Below are 24,204 nucleotides of genomic sequence, written 5' to 3'. Positions count from 1 at the left end.
ACATACGTCGTGCACGGATATCAACGGAGCCATCATTCAGATGCCAAGCGACAGTAGCAGTCGATTGCCTTTGCCGTACGCGGCCGCCGCGCGCTGACCTGGATGCTCCAGGCTCGCCCGTTCGGACGCTACGGCGGATCGACGGAAAGGCGAGCCAGTGAATATCAATCGCTTCCCCCTGCGGGCCGGCTATGCCGCTCGCGCCTTCATGAACAACAACCGTGTCGCGACCATTGCCGAGCGCGTGGAGTCGCTGAACGCGCTCGCCCCGGCTGAAGCCGGCCGCATCCTTTCGCGGATGCCGCAGGACTATGCCGTCAATATTCTCGACCGTCCGGAACTGCGCAATGCACCGGCCATTCTGGCGCTGATGGACAGCGCGGATTCGGCCCGTCTTCTGCACGGCATGTCCAACGACCGCGTCGCCGACGTTCTGCTTGAGCTCGATGTCGATGACCGCGTGCGTCTGTTCTCCAGCCTGGAGGAGCCTGTTCGCGTCGCCATCCAGCATCTGATGGGCTATCCCCCGCGCACAGCCGGCAGCATCATGACGACGGAATTCGTCAGCGTGCCCGACGACTGGACGGTCGCGCAGACGCTGGACCATGTGCGGCAGGTCGAACGCTCCCGCGAGACCGTCTATGCCATCTATGTGCTGGACCATAATTCCGGCGCACTGCTGCATGTCGTGACATTGCGCCGCCTCATCACCGGCGAGCCTGATGCTTCGATCCTCTCGGTAGCGCAGAAAGGCATCCCCGTTTCGGCCAATCCCATGATGAAGCAGGAGGACGTCGCACGCCTCATTCGCAAGCACGATCTCCTGGCGCTGCCGGTGGTCGACGACCATGGCCTGATCCTCGGCATCGTCACGGTCGATGACGTCATCGACACAATGATTGCGGATACGACCGAAGCCGCCCAGAAATTCGGCGGTATGGAAGCGCTTGGTCGGCCCTATATGAAGATCGGCTTCGGCGGCATGATCCGCAAGCGGGCTGGCTGGCTCTGTGCCCTCTTCCTCGGCGAGATGCTGACGGCCAGCGCCATGCAGCATTTCGAAGGCGAGCTGGAAAAGGCCGTCGTGCTGACGCTCTTCATTCCGCTGATCATGAGCTCCGGCGGCAATTCCGGTTCGCAGGCGACCTCGCTTATCATCCGGGCGCTTGCCGTCGGCGAGTTGAAGCTGACCGATTGGTGGCGGGTGCTGCTGCGCGAGTTGCCGACGGGCGTCGTGCTCGGTGCGATCCTCGGCCTGGTCGGCATGATCCGCGTAATCTTCTGGCAGACGGCCGGGCTCTATGATTACGGCCCGCATTGGCAGCTGGTCAGCCTGACGGTTTTTGCAGCCCTCGTCGGCATCGTCACCTTCGGCTCCATGTCGGGTTCGATGCTGCCCTTCCTCTTGCAGAAGCTGCGGCTCGATCCGGCAACGGCATCGGCTCCGTTCGTCGCCACGCTGGTCGATGTGACCGGACTTGTTATCTATTTCTCGGTGGCGCTGCTCATCCTCAGCGGGACGCTGCTGTAGATCCTGCTTCGGGATTTCAGGCCATCCGGCCTGAAATCGTTTGCGCATGCAGAGGCCTGTTTTCATGCAATTCCGAACCAAACCCGCTTCGCACGTCCCTTGTCCGGGATGAGCATTAGTTGCGCTCTGGCAGCTTCAGCGGTCCATGCGTCTTGATGCTGCGGATGGCGAAATTCGATCTGATATCAGTGACGTTCGGCAGTGTCAGCAGCGTCTCCGTCAGCAGCCGCTCATAGGCCGAAAGGTCTTCGACCACGACCTCTGCCAGGAAATCAGCCGTGCCCGAAATCAGAAAGCAGGAGACGATTTCGGGGATGGCGAGCAGCGCTGCCTGCTGCGCCTCGGAATTCTCCCGGCTGTGGTGAGCGACCTTGAACTCGACGAAGACCGTAAGGCCGAGGCCGACCTCCTTGCGGTCGATATCGGCCGTATAGCGGCGGATGACGCCGAGCTTCTCGAGATTGCGGATGCGGCGCAGGCAGGGCGACGGCGAGAGGTTCACCTTGTCGGCGATCTCGACATTGGTGGCGCGCGCGTCCTCCTGCAGGCATTTCAGGATGGCAATATCGAATTTATCGAGATTTGGCATTTTTGCGAACCGTAACGGCACTCATTGGCAGATCATTGCGCGTAGCACGATTTTTGAGCCATAGATAGCAAGGACATGCCTCGGCATCTGGCGCTAATCTTCTCCTCAACCGGATGAGATCCGACTGGAGGAAAGGACAGAACGATGAGCACGATCGCATTTTCGAACGACAAATCGCCTTCACAGGCCCTCGGTTATGCCGCCGGCACGATTACCGTGCTGATCTGGTCGACATGGTTTCTGGCGACCCGTCACAGTGCCGCAACGCCGCTCGGCTCGATCGATATCGGCCTCATACGCTTCGGCATCCCAGCACTCGCTCTCTCACCGGTATGGCTGCGCACGGGACTGTTGCCGAAGGGCCTGCCGCTCACCCTGCTGGCAATCATGGTCGCCGGCTGCGGCGCGATCTTCTTTCTGGTGACGACGCTTGCCATTCACTCCACGCCGGCCGCTTCGTCCGGCATTCTGCTCGGCGGCTCCATGCCGCTTGCTACAGCGCTGATCGGCATTCTCCTGTTTCGCGAGCGGCCGGATGCGACCCGCATCGCCGGACTGGCGGCGATCGTCGCCGGTGTGCTGATCCTGCTCCTTCGTAGCCTGGCCGATGCTTCCCTGCCCTGGACGAGTTTCTTGATGCTGCCGGCCGGCGCCATTCTCTGGGCGAGCTATACGCACGCCTTCCGCCGTTCGGGTCTGACGGCCATTCAGGCGAGCGCGCTGATTGCCGTCTGGTCCTTCCTGATCATGGCAGCACTGGCGCTGGTCTTCGGCATCTCCTTGCCCCTGGCGTCGCTTCCGGAAGTCGGCCTGCAGGTCCTGAGCCAAGGCGTTCTTTCCGGCCTCGTCGCCATGGTCGCCTATGGCACGGCTGTCCGCACTCTCGGCGGAACGCAGGCTGCGGCCTTCACGGCCCTGACGCCGGTTCTTGCAACGCTCGGCGGCGGCCTCCTGCTCGGCGAACAGATCGGCCTTGCCGAGATCAGCGCCGCCTTCATTACGGGCGTCGGCGTGGCGCTCTCGACCGGAATTGCCGCCAAGCGGCGCTGATCGTTAGAACGGAAAAGGCCGCCAGCAGTCATCAACTGCGGCGGCTTCGCGTGACAGAGCGTTTTCGTTTCGCTTCAGTTCAAATGAACGCAGGACTTCTTGAGCCCATCCGACTTCTGTTTATGCACGAATTTCGCAATTTGCCCTGCGGGACACTGACCGTCATTAAAAAGCACTGCGTGGCCCGCTGGCAACGACTGAGTTGTAGGCCTTTGGGTAACGGTCCTGATACCGGCCAATGCGTGCGAAGCAGTGGCAAGCATAGATAGCACCATGATAGAATTTATCACATTTATACTACGCATTGCGGTTCTCCCCTTAGGAATAAGCCGCAGTATATTGAGCGCACTTGCCTCACCCGTCAATTACTCCGCCATCGACAACATTCGCTTCCTCTCTCGAAGGCATCTCGTTGCTTAAAGTGGCCGTGGACTTGGCGGACGTATTCAGCATAGGGCTCAAGCTGTCGCCTGGATGACCACGACCTTGGCGCCGACTTCGACCCGATTATAGAGGTCGATGACATCGTGGTTCATCATGCGGATGCAGCCGCTCGACATGGCAAGGCCGATCGATTGCGGCTGGTTCGTGCCATGAATGCGGAAATGCGTGTCGTTGCCGGCGCGATAGAGATACATGGCGCGCGCACCCAGCGGATTGTTCGGACCGCCCGGCAGGCCGGCGGCGAGCTTGCGATAACGCTCCTCGCGTCGCTGCATGTTTTCGGTCGGCGTCCAGCTCGGCCATTCGGCCTTGCGGCCAACATAGGCATTGCCGGCAAAGGCGAGACCTTCGCGGCCGACCCCGATGCCGTAACGCATCGCCCTACCATCCCCGATAATGTAATAGGCGCGCCGCGCAGGCGTATCGATGATGATCGTGCCCGGCGCATGGCTGCCCTCATAGGCGACTTCGGTGCGGCGCAGCTCCGGCTTGATCTGATCGATCGGCACCTGTCTCAGCGGAAACTTCTCATCCGGAAGTGCAGCGTAATTCGTCTGGCTGTTCAGAGTGGTCGAAGAACAGCCGGCAACGAAAAGGGGCAGTGCGATCAGGAAGCCCCGGCGCGAGATCGTCATGAACGTGTCCTTAGTGCGTCAAGAAGATGTCGCAGGCTAAGGAGATTATGGTTAATGAAATGCTAACCGGATGTTGCGACGAGGCGTAACGAATGCGTTATCAGGTATAAACAGCGCGCTACTTGGCGATCCCTTCAGTACTACGCATCAACGCGAGATATTCGCTTCGGCGCCAAATCCATGGCGCCGAAAAGCCATTCCGCATCACATGTTCGGGTAGACCGGTCCTTCACCGCCCTGTGGCGGCACCCAGTTGATGTTCTGGTTGGGATCCTTGATGTCGCAGGTCTTGCAGTGGACGCAGTTCTGGGCGTTGATGACGAAGGTCTGTTCGCCATCCTTCTCCACCCATTCATAGACCCCAGCCGGACAGTAACGCGCCGAGGGGCCGGCATAGATGCCGAGTTCGGAGGATTTCTGCAGCGCCATGTCCTTCACCTGCAGATGAACAGGCTGGTCTTCTTCATGATTGGTGTTGGACAGGAAGACGGAGGACAGGCGGTCGAAGGTGAGCACACCATCGGGCTTCGGATAAGCGATTGGCTGATGCTGGGCGGCCGGCTCCAGCGAAGCGGCGTCGGTCTTGCCGTGCTTCAACGTGCCGAAGAAGGAGAAGCCGAAGAGCTGGTTGATCCACATGTCGAAACCGCCAAGGGCAACGCCAAGGCCGGTGCCGAATTTCGACCAGAGCGGCTTGACGTTGCGCACGCGTTTCAGGTCCTTGCCGATATCGCTCTTGCGCCAGTCGTTTTCGATCTCGACCACTTCGTCGTTGGCACGGCCCGATGCAATCGCCTCGGCGATACGGTCAGCCGCCATCATACCCGAGAGCACGGCATTGTGGCTGCCCTTGATGCGAGGCACGTTGACGAAGCCCGCCGAGCAGCCGATCAGCGCACCACCCGGGAAAGAGAGCTTCGGCACCGATTGCCAGCCGCCTTCGGTGATGGCGCGCGCACCATAGGAAAGGCGCTTGCCGCCCTCGAAGGTGCCGCGGATCGCCGGATGCGTCTTGAAGCGCTGGAACTCCTCGAAGGGGTAAAGATAGGGGTTCTTGTAGTTCAGGTGAACGACGAAGCCGACGGCGACGAGATTGTCTTCCAGGTGATAGAGGAAGGAGCCGCCGCCTGTGTTCATGCCGAGCGGCCAGCCGAAGGAATGCTGCACGAGGCCCTGCTTGTGGTTCTCCGGCTTGACCTCCCAGAGTTCCTTGATGCCGATGCCGAATTTCTGCGGCTCGCGATCCTTCTGCAGGTCGAATTTGGCAATCAGCTGCTTGGCGAGCGAACCACGCACGCCCTCTCCAACAAGCACATATTTGCCCATCAGCGCCATGCCGCGCGCATAGTTCGGACCGGGCTCGCCGTTCTTCTCGATGCCCATGTCGCCGGTCGCGACACCGATAACGGCGCCCTCATCATTGTAGAGCACTTCGGTGGCAGCAAAGCCCGGATAGATCTCTACGCCGAGTTCTTCCGCCTTCGTCGCCAGCCAGCGACAGACATTTCCGAGCGAGACGATGTAGTTACCGTGATTGCTCATCAGCGGCGGCATCATGATGTTCGGCAGGCGGACGGAGCCGGCCGGGCCGAGCAACAGGAAATGGTCGTCCGTCACCTCGGTCTTGAAGGGATGGCCCCCCTCTTCGCGCCAGCCGGGCAGCAGGCGGTCGATGCCGATAGGATCGACGACGGCGCCGGAGAGGATATGAGCGCCGACTTCAGCCCCCTTTTCCAGCACGACGACCGAGAGTTCCGGATTGATCTGTTTCAGACGGATGGCCGCTGAAAGGCCGGCCGGACCGGCGCCGACGATCACCACGTCGAATTCCATGCTCTCGCGTTCCGGCAGCTCAGTCATTTCGGTCATCCATCCGTCTCCGCTCGGCCGTCCGACGGCCGTTCATCCCCAATCAGCTAACTCTCTTGTCAAAACCAGAAAACATTGTCGAGCCGGGAAGCGACAGGCGATCCTCCAATTCGCACAATGATAGTTCTCTACACAAAAGATTATATAACGCTTACGTTAACGTAAATTGTTGAAGCCTTGCAAGTTCGCCTTGGTCCTTTTCTTGCGCATGGCTTGCCCCCTATAGAAAGGGCAACAGAAAATGGAGGAAATCATGGATCTCGGCATCAAGGGAAAACGCGCTCTCGTATTGGCGTCCTCGCGCGGCCTCGGGCTCGGCATTGCCAAGGCTCTGGCACAGGAGGGCGCGAACGTTCTTCTGTGCGGACGCAGCGGAGAGCAACTGGAAGCCAATTGCAAGGCGATCAACGCCGAGGGCAAGGGCAAGGCGGACTGGATCTGGGCCGATCTTTCCGACGACAATTTCGTCCAGACTGTCACGGCTGCCGTACAGGAGAAATTCGGCGGGCTGGATATCCTCGTCAACAATACCGGCGGCCCGACGCCCGGCACAACCGAGGACATGACGCCGGAAAAGCTCGAGACCTACTTCCTCTCGATGGTCGCGCGCGTCATCACGCTGACCAATGCGCTTCTGCCCGGCATGAAGGCACAGGGCTGGGGCCGCATCCTGACGGTCGCCTCATCAGGCGTGATCGAACCGATCGCCAATCTCGCCCTGTCGAACACGCTGCGCCCGGCGCTTGCCGGCTGGAGCAAGACGCTGGCATCGGAAGTGGCCGGCCATGGCGTGACCACCAACCTGTTGCTGCCCGGCAGCATCCTGACGGCGCGGCTGGACGACCTTGATGGTGCCGCCGCCAAGCGGACCGGCAAGAGCGTCGAGGAGATCCGCGTCGAGAAGGAAGCGCGCATTCCCGTCGGGCGTTACGGCAAGGTGGAAGAGTTTGCCGCAACGGCCGCCTTCCTCTGCAGCCAGCCGGCGAGCTACATCACAGGCTCGCTGATCCGCTGCGACGGGGGTGCGGCGCGCTCCGTTTGATCGCTGGCATCATCCGGCATAGGCCGAGGCAACCGCCCACGCTGCAACGCTGTCGACCCTTGCGCCGATAAAGGCAGGATCATCGGCAAGCTCCGCGAGCTCGGACAGGCGATGGAAGCCTGTCAGGATCGCGATGCGCCGGCGGTCGAGCTGGCGACCGGTCAGCGTCTCGTAGGCCGAGACGATGCGCGCAGTCAGATCGGGCGAGATGAAGTTCGAATAGATGAACTCCTGGTGCAGCGGCCCGAAGCCTGAATCGGCGAAGTCATAAAGACCGTTCAGCCTTCCCGCAGCATGATCGAAGGCCATGTTCCAGCCGTGGCCGTCGAAGAAGCCGAAGATAGTGCCATAGGGATCAGGCGGCAGGGCCTGGTAGTCCCAGATGACGGTTTCCGCATAGTTTGTCAGTTCGGACGGCAGTAGCGGCAGGGCCTTGTCTTTGACGGTCTCGGGAGATTGCCAAGGCAGGATCGGCCCGGCGCCAAGCGCGCGCATGCGGTCGCTGTCAAGATCGTGCAGCTCGGCATAGAAGCGGGCGAGATCATCTCCGAGACGCTGGCGAGCCGCCTCCGGCAGAGCCTCGTAATCCTCCGTCATGAGATGTTCGCCCCGCAGCTTGGCGTGGCTCGAGAAGATCGGAGGGCCGTCGTGGATGCGCATGTCGGGGACAGCCATCGTTAGCGACGGCCTGATGACGCCGAGGAACGCCGCTTCCCTTATCAGCGCCCTTTCGGCACGCAGATTCAGAGGGAATTTGAAGATCAACCGGTCGTCCACATCGACGGCCATCGAATCCCAGCCCTTGGTCGCGAGTTTGAAGACGGAGCCCGTCAGTTCGGGAAAGGTGGTTGTGATGAGTGAGCGAAATTCGCCAGCATTCAACTCGGCCATATCTGCTGCCTCTGCGTTTTCCAGGATCTATCCCGCGCAAGAGCTGCAATGCGGATCCAATGGCGTTTCGCCGGTACAGCCCGCGCCGGCACGTCCCAAGATGGACACAGTGCCTACCTGGCTATATATTAGTAAAGTTTGAATATTACAGATTGTTCATTACGAAAATTTAAGCCGCTATAACCGCTTAGTGATCACACCAAGCGTGACTATGTCTTTTTTGCGCCGCAAAATAGGCGGCTCAATCGAGCTTGAAAATCAGGCAATTTGCTCAAGACAAACCGGTCTCGCCCATGAAGAAATTTTGGATCACCGTCAGCATCGTAGCCGTGGCCGCCGTTGGCTTCTGGCAATTCGGGGACAGGATCCCCTATGCCTCTGATATCCCCTACCTGTCGCAGTTCATCAAGAAACCTGACAGCGTCCGCAGCGGTGGCCAACAGCAGGCGCAGGCCGATCAGGCCCAAGGCGGCGGCCAGCAGCAAGGCGGCGGGCAACAGGGTGGCGGACGCCGGCGCGGCGCGACGGGCCCGACCATGGTCAAGACCGTGGCGGCCGTGAAGGCCACGCTGCCGATGGATGTGACGGCGACCGGCTGGGCCGATGCCGAGGACAATACGACGATCGCCGCACAGGAGCAGGGGCTGGTCGTCAGCATCGAGGCTCAGGACGGCGCAACGGTCAAGGAAGGCGATCTGATCGCCAAGCTGGACGACCGGACGGCCAAGGCTTCGGTCGACAAGGACAATGCGATGATCGTCCGCGACACGGCGACTCTCGCGGAAGCCGGAACGGCGTTGATCCGCGCACAGGACCTGTTCAACCAGAAGGCCGGTACGCAGCAGAGCCTGGATCAGGCGACCGCTGCGCGCGACACGGCCGCCGCCACCGTCGAGGCTGACAAGGCGACGCTCGCCTCCGATCAGATCATTCTGGAACATACCGACATTCGCGCACCCTTCGACGGCCGCCTTGGCGATATCGCTGTCAGCAAGGGCGCCTTCGTCAATGCCGGTGCAGCGATTGTCACGATCGCCAAATACGATCCGATCTATGTGAAGTTCCATTTGCAGGAACGTTACCTGCGGGAACTCAAAACGGCGCTCGCCGCCGGTCCAGTCGACGTCAGCACGGCGCCTGATTCCGCCAAGGGCGAAGTGCGCAAGGGCGAGATCAGCTTCTACGACAATACGGTCGATACGGCATCGGGCACGATCCTCGCCAAGGCAAAGTTCGAGAATGCCTCAGGCGCATTGTGGCCCGGCCAGTCGGTCAATATCGTTGTGCATTTCAACAGTGACGAGCAGCAGGTGGTCGTGCCGACGGTTGCCGTCAGCCCCGGCCCCAACGGCTTCTTCACCTTCGTGGCCAAGGATGGCAAATCGCATCTGACGCCGGTTACCGTCGCCCGCGCCAATGGCGGCTTTACCGCGATTGCTTCCGGCCTTTCGGAAGGCGATCACGTGGTCATCGAAGGCCAGGGTCAGCTCAGCGACCAGCAGGCAGTCAACGAACAGTTCGATGAGAAGGCGCTGAACGTCGCTTCCGCCGACGCGCCTCAGCAACAGCAGCAGGCCGAAACGATCGCTGTGGGGACTGAGCCATGATCCCGAATTTTTGTATTCAGCGCCCTGTCGCCACGACGCTGCTTGCGATCGGCGTGATCCTGGCTGGCCTTGCGGGCTACCAGCTCGTGCCGGTCGCGGCTCTGCCGCAGGTCGACTTTCCGACGATCAACGTTTCGGCGCAACTGAGCGGCGCCTCGCCGCAGACGATGGCCACCTCGGTCGCGACACCGCTGATCAAGCAGTTCGAGACCATCCCCGGCATCAGCGAAATCAGCGCGTCGAGCTCTCTCGGCAGCACCAGTATCGTGCTGCAGTTCGACCTGAACCGCGATATCGATGCGGCCGCCGCCGACGTGCAGGCGGCCATTTCGCATGCGACGCGGCAGTTGCCCGACAACATGACGACGCCGCCGAGCTACCGCAAGACGAACCCGGCCGATGCGCCGGTCATGCTGCTTTCGGTGCAGAGCAACACCATGCCCCGCAGCAAACTGGATGAAATCGCCGAAGACATCATTTCGCCGTCGCTGTCGACGCTTCCGGGTGTTGCCCAGGTCAGCGTCTTCGGCGCGCAGACCTATGCGGTGCGCGTCGAGGTCGATCCCAACAAGCTGCTCACCCGCGGCATCGGCATCGATACCGTCAACAAGGCGTTGGCGGCGGCCAACAGCCAGCAGCCGGTCGGCACGCTGCAGAACAATTCGCAGGCCATGACGATTACGGCGAACACGCAGCGCACAAATGCCGAGCAGTTCCGATCGCTCGTCATCGCCAACCCCAATGGTGCGCCGATCCATCTCGGCGATATTGCCGATGTGCAAGACAGCGTCCAGAACCAGTATACGGGCAGTTGGTATGACGGCCAGCGCGGTATCATCCTCGCCATCCAGCGCCAGCCGGATGCCAATACGGTCGAAGTCGTCGATGCGATCAACGCCAAGCTGCCGCAACTTCACGCCGAAATCCCGCCTTCGGTTACCACTGTCGTCATGAACGATGCGGCAAAGCCGATCCGCGACGCCATCGCCGACGTGAAATTCACGCTTCTCCTGACGATCGGCCTCGTCGTTCTCGTCATCTACCTCTTCACCGGCCACGCCACGGCGACGATCATTCCTGGCCTTGCCGTTCCACTGTCGCTGATCTCGACATTCGGCATGATGTACGTGCTGGGTTACAGTATCGACAATATTTCGCTGCTCGGCCTGACGCTCGCGGTGGGCCTCGTGGTGGACGACGCGATCGTCATGCTGGAAAACATCCTGCGCCATGTCGAGGAAGGCATGCCGGTGCGGGAAGCGGCCATCAAGGGTGCGGGCGAAGTCAGCTACACGATCATCTCCATGTCGGTATCGCTGATCGCGGTCTTCATCCCCATCCTCTTGATGGGTGGCGTCGTCGGCCGCGTGTTCAACGAATTCGGCATGGTGGTGGCGATCGCCATCATCTCTTCGGCGATCGTCTCGCTGACGGTCACGCCGATGCTCGGATCGCGCCTATCCAACAATCACAGCCGGCCGCCACTCCTCATCCGTATTTTCGATGCCGGTTTCGAGCGGACGCTGCGCGGTTATGACAACGCGGTCGGCTGGTGTCTTCGCCATCGCCCCTTTATCCTCGGGGTCTTCCTCGCTTCCGTCGCGCTGACAGTCTATTTCTTTATGGCCCTGCCGACGAGCTTCTTCCCGCAGGAAGATATCGGCCGCCTGACCATCAGCACCCAGGCACGGCAGGATATTTCCTATTCGGCGATGGAGGCCCTGCAGCAGCAGGCGGCAGCCGTGGTCAAGGCAAACCCGGCCGTCAACCATGTCATGTCGACGATCGGCGGCAATCCGAACAAGCCGCTCAACAACGGCTCGATGTTCGTCGAACTGAAGGACAAGGAACAGCGGCCGCCGCTTGACCAGACGCTGCGCGAGCTGCGCACCGCAATTAACAAGATCGCCGGCCTGCAGGCCTTCGTGACGCCGAACCAGAGCCTGCGTTTCGGCGGCCGCCAGACTGCCAGCCAGTATCAGCTGGTCATACAGGCGCTGAATGCCGACCAGACCAATCTGTGGGCCGGCAAGATGCAGCAGGCGATGCGCGGCGAACGGCTCTTCACCGACGTCACCTCGGATGCACAGAACAACGCGCTGCAGGCCAATATCGTCATCGATACCGAGCGGGCCGCCGCCTACGGGATCGACAACGACACGCTGCGCACGACGCTGCAGGAATCCTTCAGCGGCTATGCGGCGGCGGAAATCCAGTCGACCGGCGACAGCTACGACGTCATCGTCGAATATGACACGAGCAAACCCTGGGACGACCAGAAGCTTTCGGAAATCCGCGTCGCCTCGTCCAACGGCAGCCTGGTTCCGCTGTCGAACTTTGCGCATGTCGAGCGTACCGTCGGCCCCGTGACCATCAACCAGACGGGTCAGCTCGTCTCGACCACGGTTTCCTTCAACCTGCCGGAAGGCGTGTCGCTGAGCAATGCGACGGCAGCGATCGACCAGATCAAGAAGGATATCGGCATGCCGGCCGACGTCTTCACCTCCTATGGCGGTACGGCTGAGATCTTCCAGCAGTCGCAGGGCAACACGCCCTATCTGATCCTAGCCGCCGTGCTGACCATCTATGTCGTGCTCGGCGTGCTCTATGAAAGCTTCATCCACCCCCTGACCATTCTCTCTGGTCTGCCGGCTGCCGCCTTCGGTGCCTTGCTGGCCTTGAAGATCATGGGCTTCGATCTGTCGATCATTGCCCTCATCGGCCTGCTGATGCTGATCGGTATCGTCAAGAAGAACGCGATCATGATGATCGACGTGGCGGTGGAGACCATGCGAACGACGGGCGAGAAAGCGAGCGCGGCGATTCACGAAGCCTGTGTACGGCGCTTCCGCCCGATCATGATGACGACCTTCTGTGCCCTGCTCGGCGCGCTGCCGATCGCGCTCGGCACCGGTGCAAGCTCGGAGCTGCGTCAGCCGCTCGGCATTGCCGTCGTCGGCGGCCTCATCGTCTCGCAGATGCTGACGCTGTTCATCACGCCGGTCATCTTTGTCGAGATGGATCGCTTCGAGAATTTCCTCCACCGCATGCTCAGCCGCAAGAAGACGGAAGCGCATGCGGCAGAAGAACCGCGGGCGATCGCCGCGGAATAAGAAGACAGAAAGGGCGCCCTCCGGCGCCCTTTTCATGTCACTGACCTTCGACCAGCTTTGGAAAATCCGCAATCAGCGTATCCCGCGTCTCGAAGCTGATGGGATTGTCGGCGTAGCGGTGATTGGCGATATAGAGTCTCGCAAAAATGAGCCGTCTGTCGCCCTTCGTCGCCCAGCCGACGAACCAGCCGAGCGGCCGCTCGTAATTGGTCTTGCCGGCCGCATTACGCAGCCAGCCGGAGCCTGTCTTGCCCTGGATATTCCAGCCGTCGGCCGCCTGGAAATGCGGGACGATCGCCTCGGTCATCTGCTGTGCGCGCTCCGAAATCGGCAGGCGGCCGGTGCGGAACCGGCGCAGGAACCGCACCTGATCCTCGGCCGAAATCTTCAGCGACGACATCAGCCAGGCTTCGGTGAGCCCATCCGTACCGCCGGGCCCGCCCGAGACATCCTGATTGCCGTAACCGAAGCGCTTGACGTAATCCGCAAAGGCACGCTTGCCGATCTTTCGGGTCAGGGCCTGCGAGAACCAGACGATGGAATCACGCTCCCAGATGGTCGGGTCGGTATCCTTCTGTTCGCGTGGGGGTCGCTTCAGCTTCGGATCATATGTCCAGAGCGGATTGTGCTCGTCGATGAGAATGCCGGAATCATAGCCCATCATGGCCAAAGGCAATTTGAACGTCGATTGCGGATAGAAGCCTTGATCGCAATTGCCTTGACGGTAGATCGTGTCACCGGTCTTCTCGTCGATGATGAGCGTGCAGCGAATGGGATCGGCTGCATAGGCAGGCCCAACGGCCGCGGAAACTGCTGTAATGGTTAGGAAAAATCCAAGAAGAAGAAGTCTTTCGAAAGCCACTTTTTTCTCCATATGGTTCGACCTGAGCTTTCTACGCTGGCGGGGAAGGCCCAATCAAACGACGATATTTCCGGTCAGGCATAAATCAGATTAGGCCATTGCCATGGTTCGACCATATTTGCCGCTGAATTCGCTGCGCGCCTTCGAGGCGGCGGCGCGGCATCTTTCCTTCACGAGGGCGGCCATCGAGCTCTGCGTCACGCAGGCGGCCGTCAGCCATCAGGTCAAGCTTCTGGAGCAGCGTCTCGGCGTCAGCCTGTTCCGCCGCCTGCCGCGCGGGCTGATGATCACCGAAGAAGGGCTGGCGCTTCTGCCGGCGCTGCAGGACTCCTTCGATCGCATGGCCGGCATGCTGGAACGCTTCGAGGGCGGCCATGTGCGCGAAGTGCTGAAGCTCGGCGCCGTCGGCACGCTGGCCGTCGGCTGGCTCCTGCCGCGGCTTGCCGATTTTCGCGAACAATATCCGTTTATCGACCTCAGGCTTTCGACCAATAACAACCGCGTTGATATCGCCGCCGAAGGGCTTGATTATACAATCAAGTTCGGCAACGGCGCCTGGCACGACATAGAAGCCGAAGCCCTGTTCGAAGCACCACTTTCGGTGCTCTCCATCCCCTCGATCGCCCGCCAGCTCTCCTCTCCCGAGGATGTCGCCCATCAGACCTTGCTGCGCTCCTACCGCGCCGACGAATGGCCCGGCTGGTTCGAGAAGGCTGGCGTTACCTCTCCGCCGATCCGCGGCATGGTCTTCGATTCCTCGGTGCTGATGATCGAGGCAGCGCTGCAGGGCGCCGGCGTGGCGCTGGCACCGCCCCTGATGTTCTCCCGCCAGCTCGCGGCAGGTGAACTGGAACAGCCGTTTCCGATCTGGATTTCCAAGGGCAGCTACTGGCTAACGAGGCTCAAATCCCGCTCCGTTACACCTGCCATGGAGATGTTTCGCAGGTGGATATCCAGGATGGCGGAAGAGACACGCGTGCAACTCGGAAACTGATTGGTACGGGTTGCTTTCCGCCTTGTGCTGTGCGATCACGCGCCTCTCACAACATGTCAGGGGCGCGCAAAACGGCGCCCTTTCGTATTTCGGGGCATCTGCTCCGGTTCAATGATTTTCGACAGATTTGATAGGGAGCACGGCCATGGCACAGGCGCTCGGGCTTGACTTCGGCACGACCAATACTGTTCTCGCGCTTGCTGATGGCGGCGCTGATACGCATTCCATATCGCTGACCAGCAGCGCCGGTACGGCCGACAGCATGCGCACCGCGCTCTCCTTCATGAAGGATCCGCAGCTCGGTGCGTCTGCGCTGAAGGTCGAGGCCGGGCATGCGGCAATCCAGCAGTTCATCGACAATCCCGGCGACTGCCGTTTCCTGCAGTCGATCAAGACCTTTGCGGCAAGCGCCCTCTTCCAGGGCACGATCATCTTCGGCAAGCGGCAGAGCTTCGAAGAGCTGATGGAGATCTTCATCCGGCGCCTGCGCCATTATGCTGGCGAGAACTGGCCTGCGGATGTCACCCGCATCATCGCCGGTCGTCCGGTGCACTTTGCCGGTGCCAATCCGGACCCGGTGCTTGCCGTTCAGCGCTACAACGAGGCGCTGACGCGCTTCGGCTTTCCGGAAATTCACTATGTCTATGAGCCGGTTGCCGCCGCTTTCTACTTCGCGCAGAACCTGAAGTCCGATGCGACCGTTCTGGTCGCCGACTTCGGCGGCGGTACGACCGACTATTCGCTGATCCGCTTCGAGACCAAGGCCGGCAAGCTGACGGCGACGCCGATCGGCCATTCGGGCGTCGGTGTTGCCGGCGACCATTTCGACGCGCGCATGATCGACAACATCGTCGCGCCGCAGATCGGCAAAGGCAGCCATTTCAAGAGCTTCGACAAGATCCTTGAGGTTCCCTCAAATTATTATGCAAGCTTCAGCCGCTGGAACCAGCTTTCGATCTTCAAGACATCAAGGGAGTTCGAAGACCTGAAGAAGCTGGTGCGCACGGCGCTGGAGCCGGAGAAGCTGGAAATCTTCGTCGATCTCATCGACCATGACGAGGGCTATCCGCTCTATCAGGCGGTCTCGGCAACGAAGATGGCGCTCTCTTCCGCTGAAGAAGCGCCCTTCGAATTTGCTCCGCTCGGGCGCGGCGGCCACCGCACAATCAAGCGCAGCGATTTCGAAAGCTGGATCGTTGAAGATCTTGCCCGCATCGAAGGCGCACTCGACGAGGTGCTGGAAAAGACCAATACGGATGCATCGGGCATCGACAAAGTGTTTTTGACCGGCGGCACATCCTTCGTGCCGGCGGTGCGGCGCATCTTCACCGAGCGCTTCGACAGGGACAAGATCGAGACGGGCGGCGAACTGCTCTCCATCGCCCATGGTCTGGCGCTGATTGGCGAACGTGACGACATCGGTCAATGGACCGTGCAATAGTCGGGACCGTGCAATAGTGGGGGACCGTACAATGGCGGGGGACTGTGCAATAAAGGCCGAAAGGATGCAGGCGGCTCTGCCCGCCCTTTCATTGCCGTTTTCGCTCCGCTAAAGTCCCGCCATGATCTCCGCAAACGACCTGAGTCCGGCCGAACTTGCAGCGCTTTTGCATTTCCATGCGGAGGCGGGTGTCGACTGGTTGCTAGAGGAAGAGCCGGTCGATCGTTTCGCCGAGTTCGAGGCGATGAAGGCCGCACGTCGCGCGGCATCTCCTGCCACACAGCAAGAAAGACAACCGCAACCGGACAGGCAGGCAGCCGCCCGCCCTGCCCCTCCAGCGCCGCAACAGCGCGCAGCTGCGGCTCCTGCGCCTGCCTCGCGTGTACAGCCGGCAATACCGGATAGCGAGGCCGTGCAACAGGCGCGGTTCGCCGCCGAGAGCGCACGCTCGCTTGCCGAACTCAAAACAGCGCTCGAAGCTTTCAACGGCTGCAACCTGAAGAACAGCGCCCGCTCGACCATCTTCGCAAGCGGCGATCCGGCGAGCGGCATCATGGTAATCGGCCCGGCCCCGGGTGCCGATGACGAGCGCGAGGGCATGGCCTTCGCCGGCCGGCAGGGCCAGTTGCTGGACAAGATGCTGGCCTCGATCGGGCTCGAGCGCTCAGCCATTCTCCTGACGCAGATCATTCCCTGGCGTCCGCCGGGCAATCGCATGCCGTCGGCGGCCGAGACGGAAATCTGCCGTCCCTTCATCGAGCGGCAGATCGCGCTGGCCGAGCCGCGTGCCATTTTGCTGCTCGGTAACTACACGGCGCGCTTCTTCTTCGGCGATAATGACACGATTCACGGGCTTCGCGGCCGGTGGAAAGAGATCGCTGTCGCAGAACAGGTCATTCCGGCCATTGCCAGCCTGCATCCGCAGGACCTGTTAACCGCGCCCATCAATAAGCGGCTGGCCTGGAGCGACCTGCTGGCTTTCAAGGCTAGACTTAAAGAGCTGTCTCTGCTTACAAATTAGCCAAGTTTGAAAATATTATGAATTTTCCCATGCATTAAACGCATGGCTGCATCCTGCCAGGGTGCCTTGAAGAATCAATGCTGCACTGCAATATAGAAGGCGTGTCTTGGGAGGAATGAACAGGAACCAAGGCCATGAGCATGCGTTTTCGTCCTATACATTGCGGGTTTGAAACCCTGCGCCAAGCAAGCGATCAAGTTCGCACCACCCAGGGCTACAGCCGTTTCGGCTTTGCCACAAACGGACAGATGATCGCCCGCGGTACCGGTATCAGCGGTCGCACCGCGCGTCCGGCGGCTATCTTCGCGGACTTCCAGGAATATTGAATATTCCGAAATGATCATCCGGCAGGCGGTTCGCCTGCCTTTTCGATTTTCAGACGTATCGACCGATGTCTTCAATCCTGATTTCACTGCTGCGCAACATCGGCTCTTTCGAGCATATCCGCGCTGCCGTCTGTGCCGCGCAAGAATATCGGCGCGAGCTTTGCGACACGCCGCCCGAGGTCAAGATTCTGGCTTGCGCCATCGCCCTTTGATCAGCACCGTGCGCTTTCAAACTGCGCCTTTGCCCATTCGAAGGCTTCGTCCACATAAGCGAACTTGATCGCCTGCCAGCCGACATATTCCCTCAGGAAATCGCGCGAAAGCCACAGCTGCGACTTCTTCTCGTCGTACCAGCCAAGGCAGCCGCGCTGCGCGCCCCTGGCGAGCAGCCGTTGAAGATGCGTGCGCGACATCATGAAATCGCCGGCAAGAGAGCGGGTCTCCACCTTACCGACCAACAGACGTGTCGGATCGGTTCCTTCTAGATCGAGCCGGGACATGAAATGGTCGATGACCATGCCGCCCGCTTCCGTCCAGAGGAACATCGCCACCTGCTCCGGCGGTTCGCGCCAGTTGGTATCCTCAAGGCAGTTATAGGCGACACGCGGCTGGATCTGCCGGAAAAGCGTGGGATTTTCCTGCAGGAATGCCGCCCGGTTTCCACCGTCGAGCAGATCAAGCGCACCGAGATTGGAGAACAGCCAGCCGAACATCGCCTGATGGCTGACTTCGGCCGGCTCGAAATGCCGAGGGCGGCGGCGCTCATCGCCGGGCCTGTGGGCAATGAAGCGATAGGTGAAGAGTTCTTCGATGAAGGCGAGCACGGTATTGCGGCTGGCCACCTTATGAGCAGTGATCTTGCCGGTCAGCCGAACCGCGGTGAAACCCGATGTCGCGTCCTGCGGATCGCGTTCCAGATGCAGCGCATAGGCCGTCTGCGTTAGCAGCCAGCGTTGATGCGAGGCCAGCAGGCGCGCCAGCCGCGGCCCCGCATCGAACAGGCCGCGCATTTGCCCGGCCAGAAAACGAATGCTCATAACAAAGTCGGGGTTCTGCGCCAGCTGTTCTGCCGTGAACGCCATAATGCTTTTCCTCAACCCTCGCTCGCAAGCCAGCGTTCGGAGCAGCGATGCTGAAACTCCCCTGCATCTATGGCCTATCGATTATGCACGACTTTGAATAAATGAAAGTAATTCACTTTCATAACCACATTTTTGCAAGAAGCGAAATCCCAAGATTTCGTGATACCACACTCTTTTGAGAGGCCCGCGGGGGAATTCTGCAATCTACGCGCTATAAAAATCGATTTTTAGTGTGTATCCGAGATTTTTTGGGCCAATTTGACGATTTTATTTGCCGAAGCAGAGCCGGCGCTCCGTCACATTTCCGCAACCAAAGAATGGGCTAGACCGACGACAATAGCAACTTATCCACTCAAGATTGTGGCGTGCCGGCTTTTCGGGCTTCGCGCCGCTCAAGGCCAAGCTGATGCTCGCGGTAGATGATGAAGATGCCGGCGGCAATCACGATGATGGTGCCGAGCAGCATGGTGCTGCTCGGAACGTCGTCGAAGACAAAATAGGCGACGATGCCGCCAAGCAGGATCGAGCTGTATTCGAAGGGAGCGATGGTGGAGACATCCGCGTGCCGGTAGCTCTCGGTCAGGAGGATCTGCGCGACGCCACCGCAGAAACCGGCGGCGATCAGGAATAGAGCCGAAGACCAGTCGAGCAACAGCCAACCGAATGGCAGGGTCACCAGGGAGAAGACCGACGCCGTGATCGAGAAATAGAGCACGATCGTCGCCGTCTTCTCTTCCTCGACGAGGCGGCGCACCTGGATCATTGCCATGCCACCAAGAACGGCGGAGAGCAGCACGCAGAGCGCGCCGACCGCCTGTTCTGCTTCCATGCCGCCTTGCCGGAACAGTGTGAGCTTCGGCCAGGAGATGATGGCGACACCGACAATGCCGAAACAGACGGCACTCCAGCGATAAACGCGCACCGTCTCGCCCAGGAAGATGGCCGCGAAAATGACGGCGACGAGCGGCGTGGCGTAACCAAGCGCGATCGCCTCCGGCAGCGGCAGATGCAGCAGCCCGTAAAAACCGAGGCCCATGGAGATGATGCCGAGCGTGCCGCGCTTCAGATGGCCGATCGGATTGGCAGTATAGAAAGCAGACCTCAGCTGATAGCGATAGCCGAGATAGGCCATAATCGGAAAGAGCGCGAAGAAGGAGCGACAGAAAGTCACCTGCCCCGGCGGAATATCCGACCCTGCCAGCTTGATGAATGTCTGCATGGCCAGGAAGACCACGACCGATGAGACTTTCAGCGCAATGCCTCTCATCGGGTTTCTGAGAACCGATTCCATGATCCAGGCTCTTATGCGGGCATGCCGAGCGGGGAGACGCGTTCGACTCGAACGCAGCGGACGATTTTTTCATCGTAACCGAAGAACTGCGCCGGCGGGAAAAAATCTGCACCTATCAAGTAGCAAGTATTTACCCGCTCTTTATCTGCCGCTTTTCTGTGCAATTCCCGTTGCTGATGAAAAAACTTTACGTTTTAGGCTCATTCTCCCGAAAATGTTCTCATTTGCACCCACGACGTTAACCGGTTGCAAACCATGCAGCCGCATCTTTCCAGTCAATTAATCATACAAAAGATCCCGCATTCATTTTCGCAGCCAGTCGCGTCTGATCATTTTCAGGATCCTTTTAAATGAAGCCACTCAGCGTAGAGATCATTGCCCGGTCGCAGAACGCAACGCCCCGCTCGATGCGTGTCGTGACCGACGGCATCAGCACGGATCTGGAGCGGTTCAGCACCGACAACACCAGCATCGTCAAACAGATCAAGCTGCTTGCCATCAATGCGCTGATCGAGGCGGCCCGCGCCGGCGAAACCGGCAAGGGCTTTGCCGTCGTCGCCAACGAAGTGCAGCGCCTGGCCCAGATCGCGACTGAAATCACCAGCAAGTTCGAGAGCAACGTGCTCGGGCGTATCGGCCTCAGCCGTACGATGGCGGATTCGCTGGTCACGGAGATGGAAGGCGTGCGGCTGACCGATCTCGCACAGACACTGGTCCAGCTCATCGTGCGCAACCTCTTCGAACGTACTGCAGACGTGCGCTGGTGGGCAACGGATACCGCGCTCTGGCAGGCGCTGCAGGAGCCGGACAAGGATCGTGTCGCCTTCGCCGCCGAGCGGCTCGGCACTATCAACCGCTTCTATACCGTCTATCTTGATCTTGTGATGACCGATCTCTCCGGCCGGGTGATCGCATCGGCCAACCCCAACTTCCGTCGCAAGATATCGGGTTCATCGCTTGCCGGCGATCCATGGTTCCGGGCTGCGGCAGGCTGCGCGTCCGGCGACGACTATATTGTCGACGACGTAAAGCCGAGCCTTCTGCACGACCAGCGGCATGCGCTGGTCTACGCCACCGGCATTCGCGAAGGGGGCAAGGTCGATGGCAAGCTCTTGGGTACGTTGGGTGTGTATTTCGACTGGCAGAACCAGGGCCAGGCGATCGTCGAGAAGGAAGCGAACCTGCCGCCGCAGCTTGCCGAAAAAACCACCGTCATGCTGCTCGACGGCGCAAGCCGGGTGATCGCCAGCACCAATCCAGCCATGCTCTTCACCCATTTCGCGCTCGCCAACCAGACGGGCCAGCCGAAGGGCAGCTACTACGACAATAGCGGCTCGATCGTCGCCTTCGCCCGCACGCTCGGTTACGAGGATTATGACGGGCTCGGCTGGTATGGCGTTGTCGTTCAGCAGACGGAAAGCGACGCCGAGATCAAGACCGCCCTCAATCTCAAATAGCAGACTTCTCGTTTCAGCTGCAGACACGACAAATTGAACATAATAATTTGGGTGAGAACTTCGTGCTCACGACCAATTTGCTTTAACTTTAGTTCAGACTTTAATGTAACTATGGCGCCGAATTTAAGCAGGGTGCGCCCGCCTCTGTATTCGGCCATTGTCTAATAAAGGTCTTCACGGAACATGCGAACAGATACCGGCCAGGTCATCAATCTGGCAGATTACCGCCCAACCGATTTCGTGCTGGAACGCGTCGACCTGACCTTTGAACTCGATCCGACAGAAACAAAAGTGGAAGCACGGCTGATCTTCCACCGCCGCGAAGGCGCCGACGCTTCGGCCCCCCTCATCCTCGACGGCGACGAACTCACGCTTACCAGCCTGCTCGTCGACCAGAATGAAATGGCGCCGGAACGCTACACGGCAACGCCCGAGAGCCTCACGATCCGCGACCTGCCGGAAACGGTACCTTTCGAAATCACCGTCACGACACTGATTAATCCCGAAGCCAACACCCAGCTGATGGGCCTTTACCGCACCAACGGCATCTATTGCACGCAGTGCGAGGCCGAAGGCTTCCGCCGCATCACCTATTTCCCCGACCGGCCGGATGTGCTGGCGCCCTATACGGTCAACATCATCGCCGACAAGGATGCCAACCCGCTGCTGCTGTCGAATGGCAATTTCCTCGGTGGCGCCGGATACGGCCCCGGCAAGCATTTCGCCGCCTGGTTCGACCCGCATCCGAAGCCGAGCTATCTCTTTGCCTTGGTCGCCGGCGATCTCGGCGTCGTCGAAGATACGTTCACCACGATGTCCGGCCGCGAGGTCGTGCTGAAGATCTATGTCGAGCATGGCAAGGAGCCGCGTGCGGCCTATGCGATGGACGCGCTGAAACGCTCGATGAAGTGGGACGAGGACGTCTTTGGCCGCGAATACGATCTCGATATCTTCATGATCGTCGCCGTCTCCGACTTCAACATGGGGGCGATGGAGAACAAGGGCCTCAACATCTTCAACGACAAATACGTGCTCGCTGATCCCGAGACGGCGACCGATGCCGACTACGCCAATATCGAGGCGATCATCGCGCATGAGTATTTCCATAACTGGACCGGCAACCGCATCACTTGCCGCGACTGGTTCCAGCTCTGCCTCAAGGAAGGCTTGACCGTTTATCGCGACCACGAATTCTCCTCCGACCAGCGCTCGCGCCCGGTCAAGCGCATTGCCGAAGTGCGCCATCTGAAATCCGAGCAGTTCCCGGAAGATGGCGGCCCCCTCGCCCATCCGGTGCGCCCGACCAAATATCGCGAGATCAACAACTTCTATACGACGACGGTCTATGAGAAGGGCAGCGAAGTGACGCGCATGATCGCGACCCTGCTTGGCCGCGAGACCTTCAAGAGGGGCATGGATCTCTATTTCGATCGCCATGACGGCCAGGCCGTCACGATCGAGGAATTCGTCAAGTGCTTCGAGGATGCAAGCGGTCGCGATCTCTCGCAGTTCTCGCTCTGGTATCATCAGGCAGGCACGCCGCTGGTGACCGCATCCGGCACCTATGATGCAGGTGCCAAGAGCTTCAGCCTGTCGCTCGAACAGATGATCCCGGCCACGCCCGGTCAGCCGACCAAGGAGCCGATGCACATTCCGCTGAGCCTGGCGCTCTTTGCCGAGGACGGCTCCAAGATCGAGCCCGCCTCCGTCGATGGCGCGGAATATGCCGGCGAGGTTCTGCATCTGACCGCTCGCACGCAAACTGCCGTCTTCCACGGCGTTGCCTCGCGTCCGGTCGTTTCGATCAACCGTTCCTTCTCCGCGCCTATCAACCTGCATTTCGACCAGAGCCCGGCCGATCTAGCGCTGCTCGCCCGTTACGAGACAGATCATTTCGCCCGCTGGCAGGCGCTGACCGATCTGGCGCTGCCGAACCTCCTGAAGGCCGCCCGCGATGCCCGGGAGGGCGCGGCAATCGTCTGCGAGCAGACCTTCGTCGATACGCTGATTGCGGCTGCCGCCGATGAAAGTCTCGAGCCCGCCTTCCGCGCCCAGGCGCTGGCGCTGCCGAGCGAGTCCGACATTGCCCGCGAACTCGGCAGCAATATCGACCCCGACGCCGTGCATGCCGGACGTCAGGCCGTCATGAAGCAGATCGCCGATGCCGGCAAAGCCACTTTCGCCGCCCTTTACGACGCGATGATCACATCAGGCGAATTCAGCCCGGATGCCAAGAGCGCCGGCCGCCGCGCACTGCGCAACGCTGCGCTGACCTACCTCTCCTATGCCGAGGACAATCCCGATCGCGCCAAGGCAGCCTTCGACGGCGCCAACAACATGACCGATCTCAGCCACGCACTGACGATCCTCGCCCATCGTTTCCCCGACAGCGCGGAGGCCAAGACGGCGCTCGAAACCTTCCGCAGCCGTTTTCAGGAAAATGCGCTCGTCGTCGACAAGTGGTTTGCGATCCAGGCCGGCATTCCCGGACCGAGCGCGCTCGGCCGCGTCAAGGCACTGATGGAAAACGGGCTTTTCAAGCGCACCAATCCGAACCGCGTACGCTCGCTGGTCGGCACCTTCGCCTTCGGCAATCCAACCGGTTTCGGCCGCGCCGATGGGGAAGGCTACCGGTTCCTGGCGAATCAGATTCTCGATATCGACCAGCGCAATCCGCAGCTCGCCGCACGCCTGCTGACCTCGATGCGCTCCTGGCGTTCGCTGGAACCGGCACGCGCCGATCATGCACGCGCGGCGCTAACCGAGATCGAAAAATCAGCCAGCCTTTCGACCGATGTTCGCGATATCGTCGAGCGCACCCTCAAGGGGTGATTTGCCGCAACTGATTTGCCGCCTGGCTGTCTTCCATCGCGAAGACAGCCATGTGTGCTATCAGCGAATCTCTCTGAAAAAACCAGCGTTTATAAATGGTTGACAAATTTTTACCGCCAGCTCTGGA

20 protein-coding genes are annotated in these 24,204 nt (G+C 60.3%); 12 read left to right on the top strand and 8 right to left on the bottom strand.

Going from position 1 to position 24,204, the window contains the following annotated elements; all coding sequences use genetic code 11:
* Positions 1–157 precede the first annotated feature (157 nt).
* Entirely contained in the window at positions 158–1,531 is a 1,374-nt protein-coding gene (mgtE, locus tag EV281_RS00150) for a magnesium transporter (protein WP_132650962.1), read from the top strand.
* Positions 1,532–1,646: 115 nt separating this feature from the next.
* Here mgtE and EV281_RS00145 read toward each other — a convergent pair whose 3' ends face one another.
* A complete protein-coding gene (locus EV281_RS00145; protein WP_132650961.1) occupies positions 1,647–2,120 on the bottom strand; it encodes an Lrp/AsnC family transcriptional regulator in 474 nt (157 codons plus the stop codon).
* Positions 2,121–2,264: 144 nt separating this feature from the next.
* Between EV281_RS00145 and EV281_RS00140 the strand changes: the two genes are divergently transcribed.
* Positions 2,265–3,170: a DMT family transporter gene (locus EV281_RS00140; RefSeq protein WP_132650960.1), complete on the top strand. Its 906-nt coding sequence runs from the start codon at positions 2,265–2,267 to the stop codon at positions 3,168–3,170.
* Between the two features lie 74 nt (positions 3,171–3,244).
* Here the strand turns inward: EV281_RS00140 and EV281_RS32035 are convergent, their stop codons facing one another.
* From EV281_RS32035 to EV281_RS00125, 3 genes are all read right to left on the bottom strand, one after another.
* On the bottom strand, positions 3,245–3,445 hold the full coding sequence (locus EV281_RS32035) for a DUF6719 family protein (protein ID WP_348631012.1): 201 nt from the start codon (positions 3,443–3,445) through the stop codon (positions 3,245–3,247).
* A gap of 183 nt (positions 3,446–3,628) precedes the next feature.
* Entirely contained in the window at positions 3,629–4,249 is a 621-nt protein-coding gene (locus EV281_RS00130; protein WP_132650958.1) for a L,D-transpeptidase, read from the bottom strand.
* 204 nt (positions 4,250–4,453) lie between these two features.
* On the bottom strand, positions 4,454–6,118 hold the full coding sequence (locus EV281_RS00125; protein WP_132650957.1) for an electron transfer flavoprotein-ubiquinone oxidoreductase: 1,665 nt from the start codon (positions 6,116–6,118) through the stop codon (positions 4,454–4,456).
* 253 nt (positions 6,119–6,371) lie between these two features.
* Between EV281_RS00125 and EV281_RS00120 the strand changes: the two genes are divergently transcribed.
* The gene (locus tag EV281_RS00120) at positions 6,372–7,160 is read left to right on the top strand and encodes an SDR family oxidoreductase (RefSeq protein WP_132650956.1); all 789 of its coding nucleotides are present in this window, start codon (positions 6,372–6,374) and stop codon (positions 7,158–7,160) included.
* A 9-nt stretch (positions 7,161–7,169) separates the two neighbouring features.
* On the opposite strand, the gene EV281_RS00115 is transcribed toward EV281_RS00120, so the two are convergent.
* Positions 7,170–8,051 carry an aminoglycoside phosphotransferase family protein gene (locus tag EV281_RS00115; RefSeq protein WP_132650955.1) on the bottom strand — a complete coding sequence of 294 codons (882 nt, stop codon included), beginning with the start codon at positions 8,049–8,051 and terminating at the stop codon, positions 7,170–7,172.
* 293 nt (positions 8,052–8,344) lie between these two features.
* Here EV281_RS00115 and EV281_RS00110 point away from each other — a divergent pair, with 293 nt between their 5' ends.
* On the top strand, positions 8,345–9,658 hold the full coding sequence (locus EV281_RS00110) for an efflux RND transporter periplasmic adaptor subunit (protein ID WP_132650954.1): 1,314 nt from the start codon (positions 8,345–8,347) through the stop codon (positions 9,656–9,658).
* Positions 9,655–12,771 carry an efflux RND transporter permease subunit gene (locus EV281_RS00105; RefSeq protein ID WP_132650953.1) on the top strand — a complete coding sequence of 1,039 codons (3,117 nt, stop codon included), beginning with the start codon at positions 9,655–9,657 and terminating at the stop codon, positions 12,769–12,771. The genes EV281_RS00110 and EV281_RS00105 overlap by 4 nt, the downstream gene beginning before the upstream one ends.
* Before the next feature lie 37 nt (positions 12,772–12,808).
* Here the strand turns inward: EV281_RS00105 and blaOXA are convergent, their stop codons facing one another.
* Positions 12,809–13,633, bottom strand: a complete 825-nt coding sequence (blaOXA, locus tag EV281_RS00100; RefSeq protein WP_132650952.1) for a class D beta-lactamase — start codon at positions 13,631–13,633, stop codon at positions 12,809–12,811.
* Positions 13,634–13,736: 103 nt separating this feature from the next.
* Here blaOXA and EV281_RS00095 point away from each other — a divergent pair, with 103 nt between their 5' ends.
* The 5 genes from EV281_RS00095 (at position 13,737) to EV281_RS30965 (ending at position 17,627) form a co-directional block, all read left to right on the top strand.
* The gene (locus EV281_RS00095) at positions 13,737–14,627 is read left to right on the top strand and encodes a LysR family transcriptional regulator (protein WP_132650951.1); all 891 of its coding nucleotides are present in this window, start codon (positions 13,737–13,739) and stop codon (positions 14,625–14,627) included.
* Between the two features lie 145 nt (positions 14,628–14,772).
* Positions 14,773–16,068, top strand: coding sequence for an Hsp70 family protein (locus tag EV281_RS00090; RefSeq protein ID WP_132650950.1), 1,296 nt, complete (start codon positions 14,773–14,775; stop codon positions 16,066–16,068).
* Positions 16,069–16,189: 121 nt separating this feature from the next.
* Positions 16,190–17,089: a uracil-DNA glycosylase gene (locus tag EV281_RS00085; RefSeq protein WP_132650949.1), complete on the top strand. Its 900-nt coding sequence runs from the start codon at positions 16,190–16,192 to the stop codon at positions 17,087–17,089.
* Positions 17,090–17,223: 134 nt separating this feature from the next.
* Entirely contained in the window at positions 17,224–17,415 is a 192-nt protein-coding gene (locus EV281_RS00080; RefSeq protein ID WP_132650948.1) for a hypothetical protein, read from the top strand.
* A 65-nt stretch (positions 17,416–17,480) separates the two neighbouring features.
* Entirely contained in the window at positions 17,481–17,627 is a 147-nt protein-coding gene (locus EV281_RS30965) for a hypothetical protein (RefSeq protein ID WP_165911812.1), read from the top strand.
* Here EV281_RS30965 and EV281_RS00075 read toward each other — a convergent pair whose 3' ends face one another.
* A complete protein-coding gene (locus EV281_RS00075; protein ID WP_132650947.1) occupies positions 17,628–18,497 on the bottom strand; it encodes a hypothetical protein in 870 nt (289 codons plus the stop codon).
* Between the two features lie 352 nt (positions 18,498–18,849).
* A complete protein-coding gene (locus EV281_RS00070; RefSeq protein ID WP_132650946.1) occupies positions 18,850–19,788 on the bottom strand; it encodes a DMT family transporter in 939 nt (312 codons plus the stop codon).
* Between the two features lie 350 nt (positions 19,789–20,138).
* On the opposite strand from EV281_RS00070, the gene EV281_RS31975 reads away from it, so the two are divergent.
* Both EV281_RS31975 and pepN read left to right on the top strand, forming a co-directional pair.
* On the top strand, positions 20,139–21,245 hold the full coding sequence (locus EV281_RS31975; RefSeq protein ID WP_132650945.1) for a methyl-accepting chemotaxis protein: 1,107 nt from the start codon (positions 20,139–20,141) through the stop codon (positions 21,243–21,245).
* A gap of 183 nt (positions 21,246–21,428) precedes the next feature.
* The gene (pepN, locus tag EV281_RS00060) at positions 21,429–24,077 is read left to right on the top strand and encodes an aminopeptidase N (protein ID WP_132650944.1); all 2,649 of its coding nucleotides are present in this window, start codon (positions 21,429–21,431) and stop codon (positions 24,075–24,077) included.
* Positions 24,078–24,204 lie beyond the last annotated feature (127 nt).

Origin of the sequence: Rhizobium sp. BK418 (assembly GCF_004341105.1) — a bacterium.
Lineage (GTDB): Bacteria > Pseudomonadota > Alphaproteobacteria > Rhizobiales > Rhizobiaceae > Rhizobium.
The sequence above is the reverse complement of the archived record's forward strand: the minus strand, read 5'-3'. Positions and strand labels throughout refer to the sequence as shown.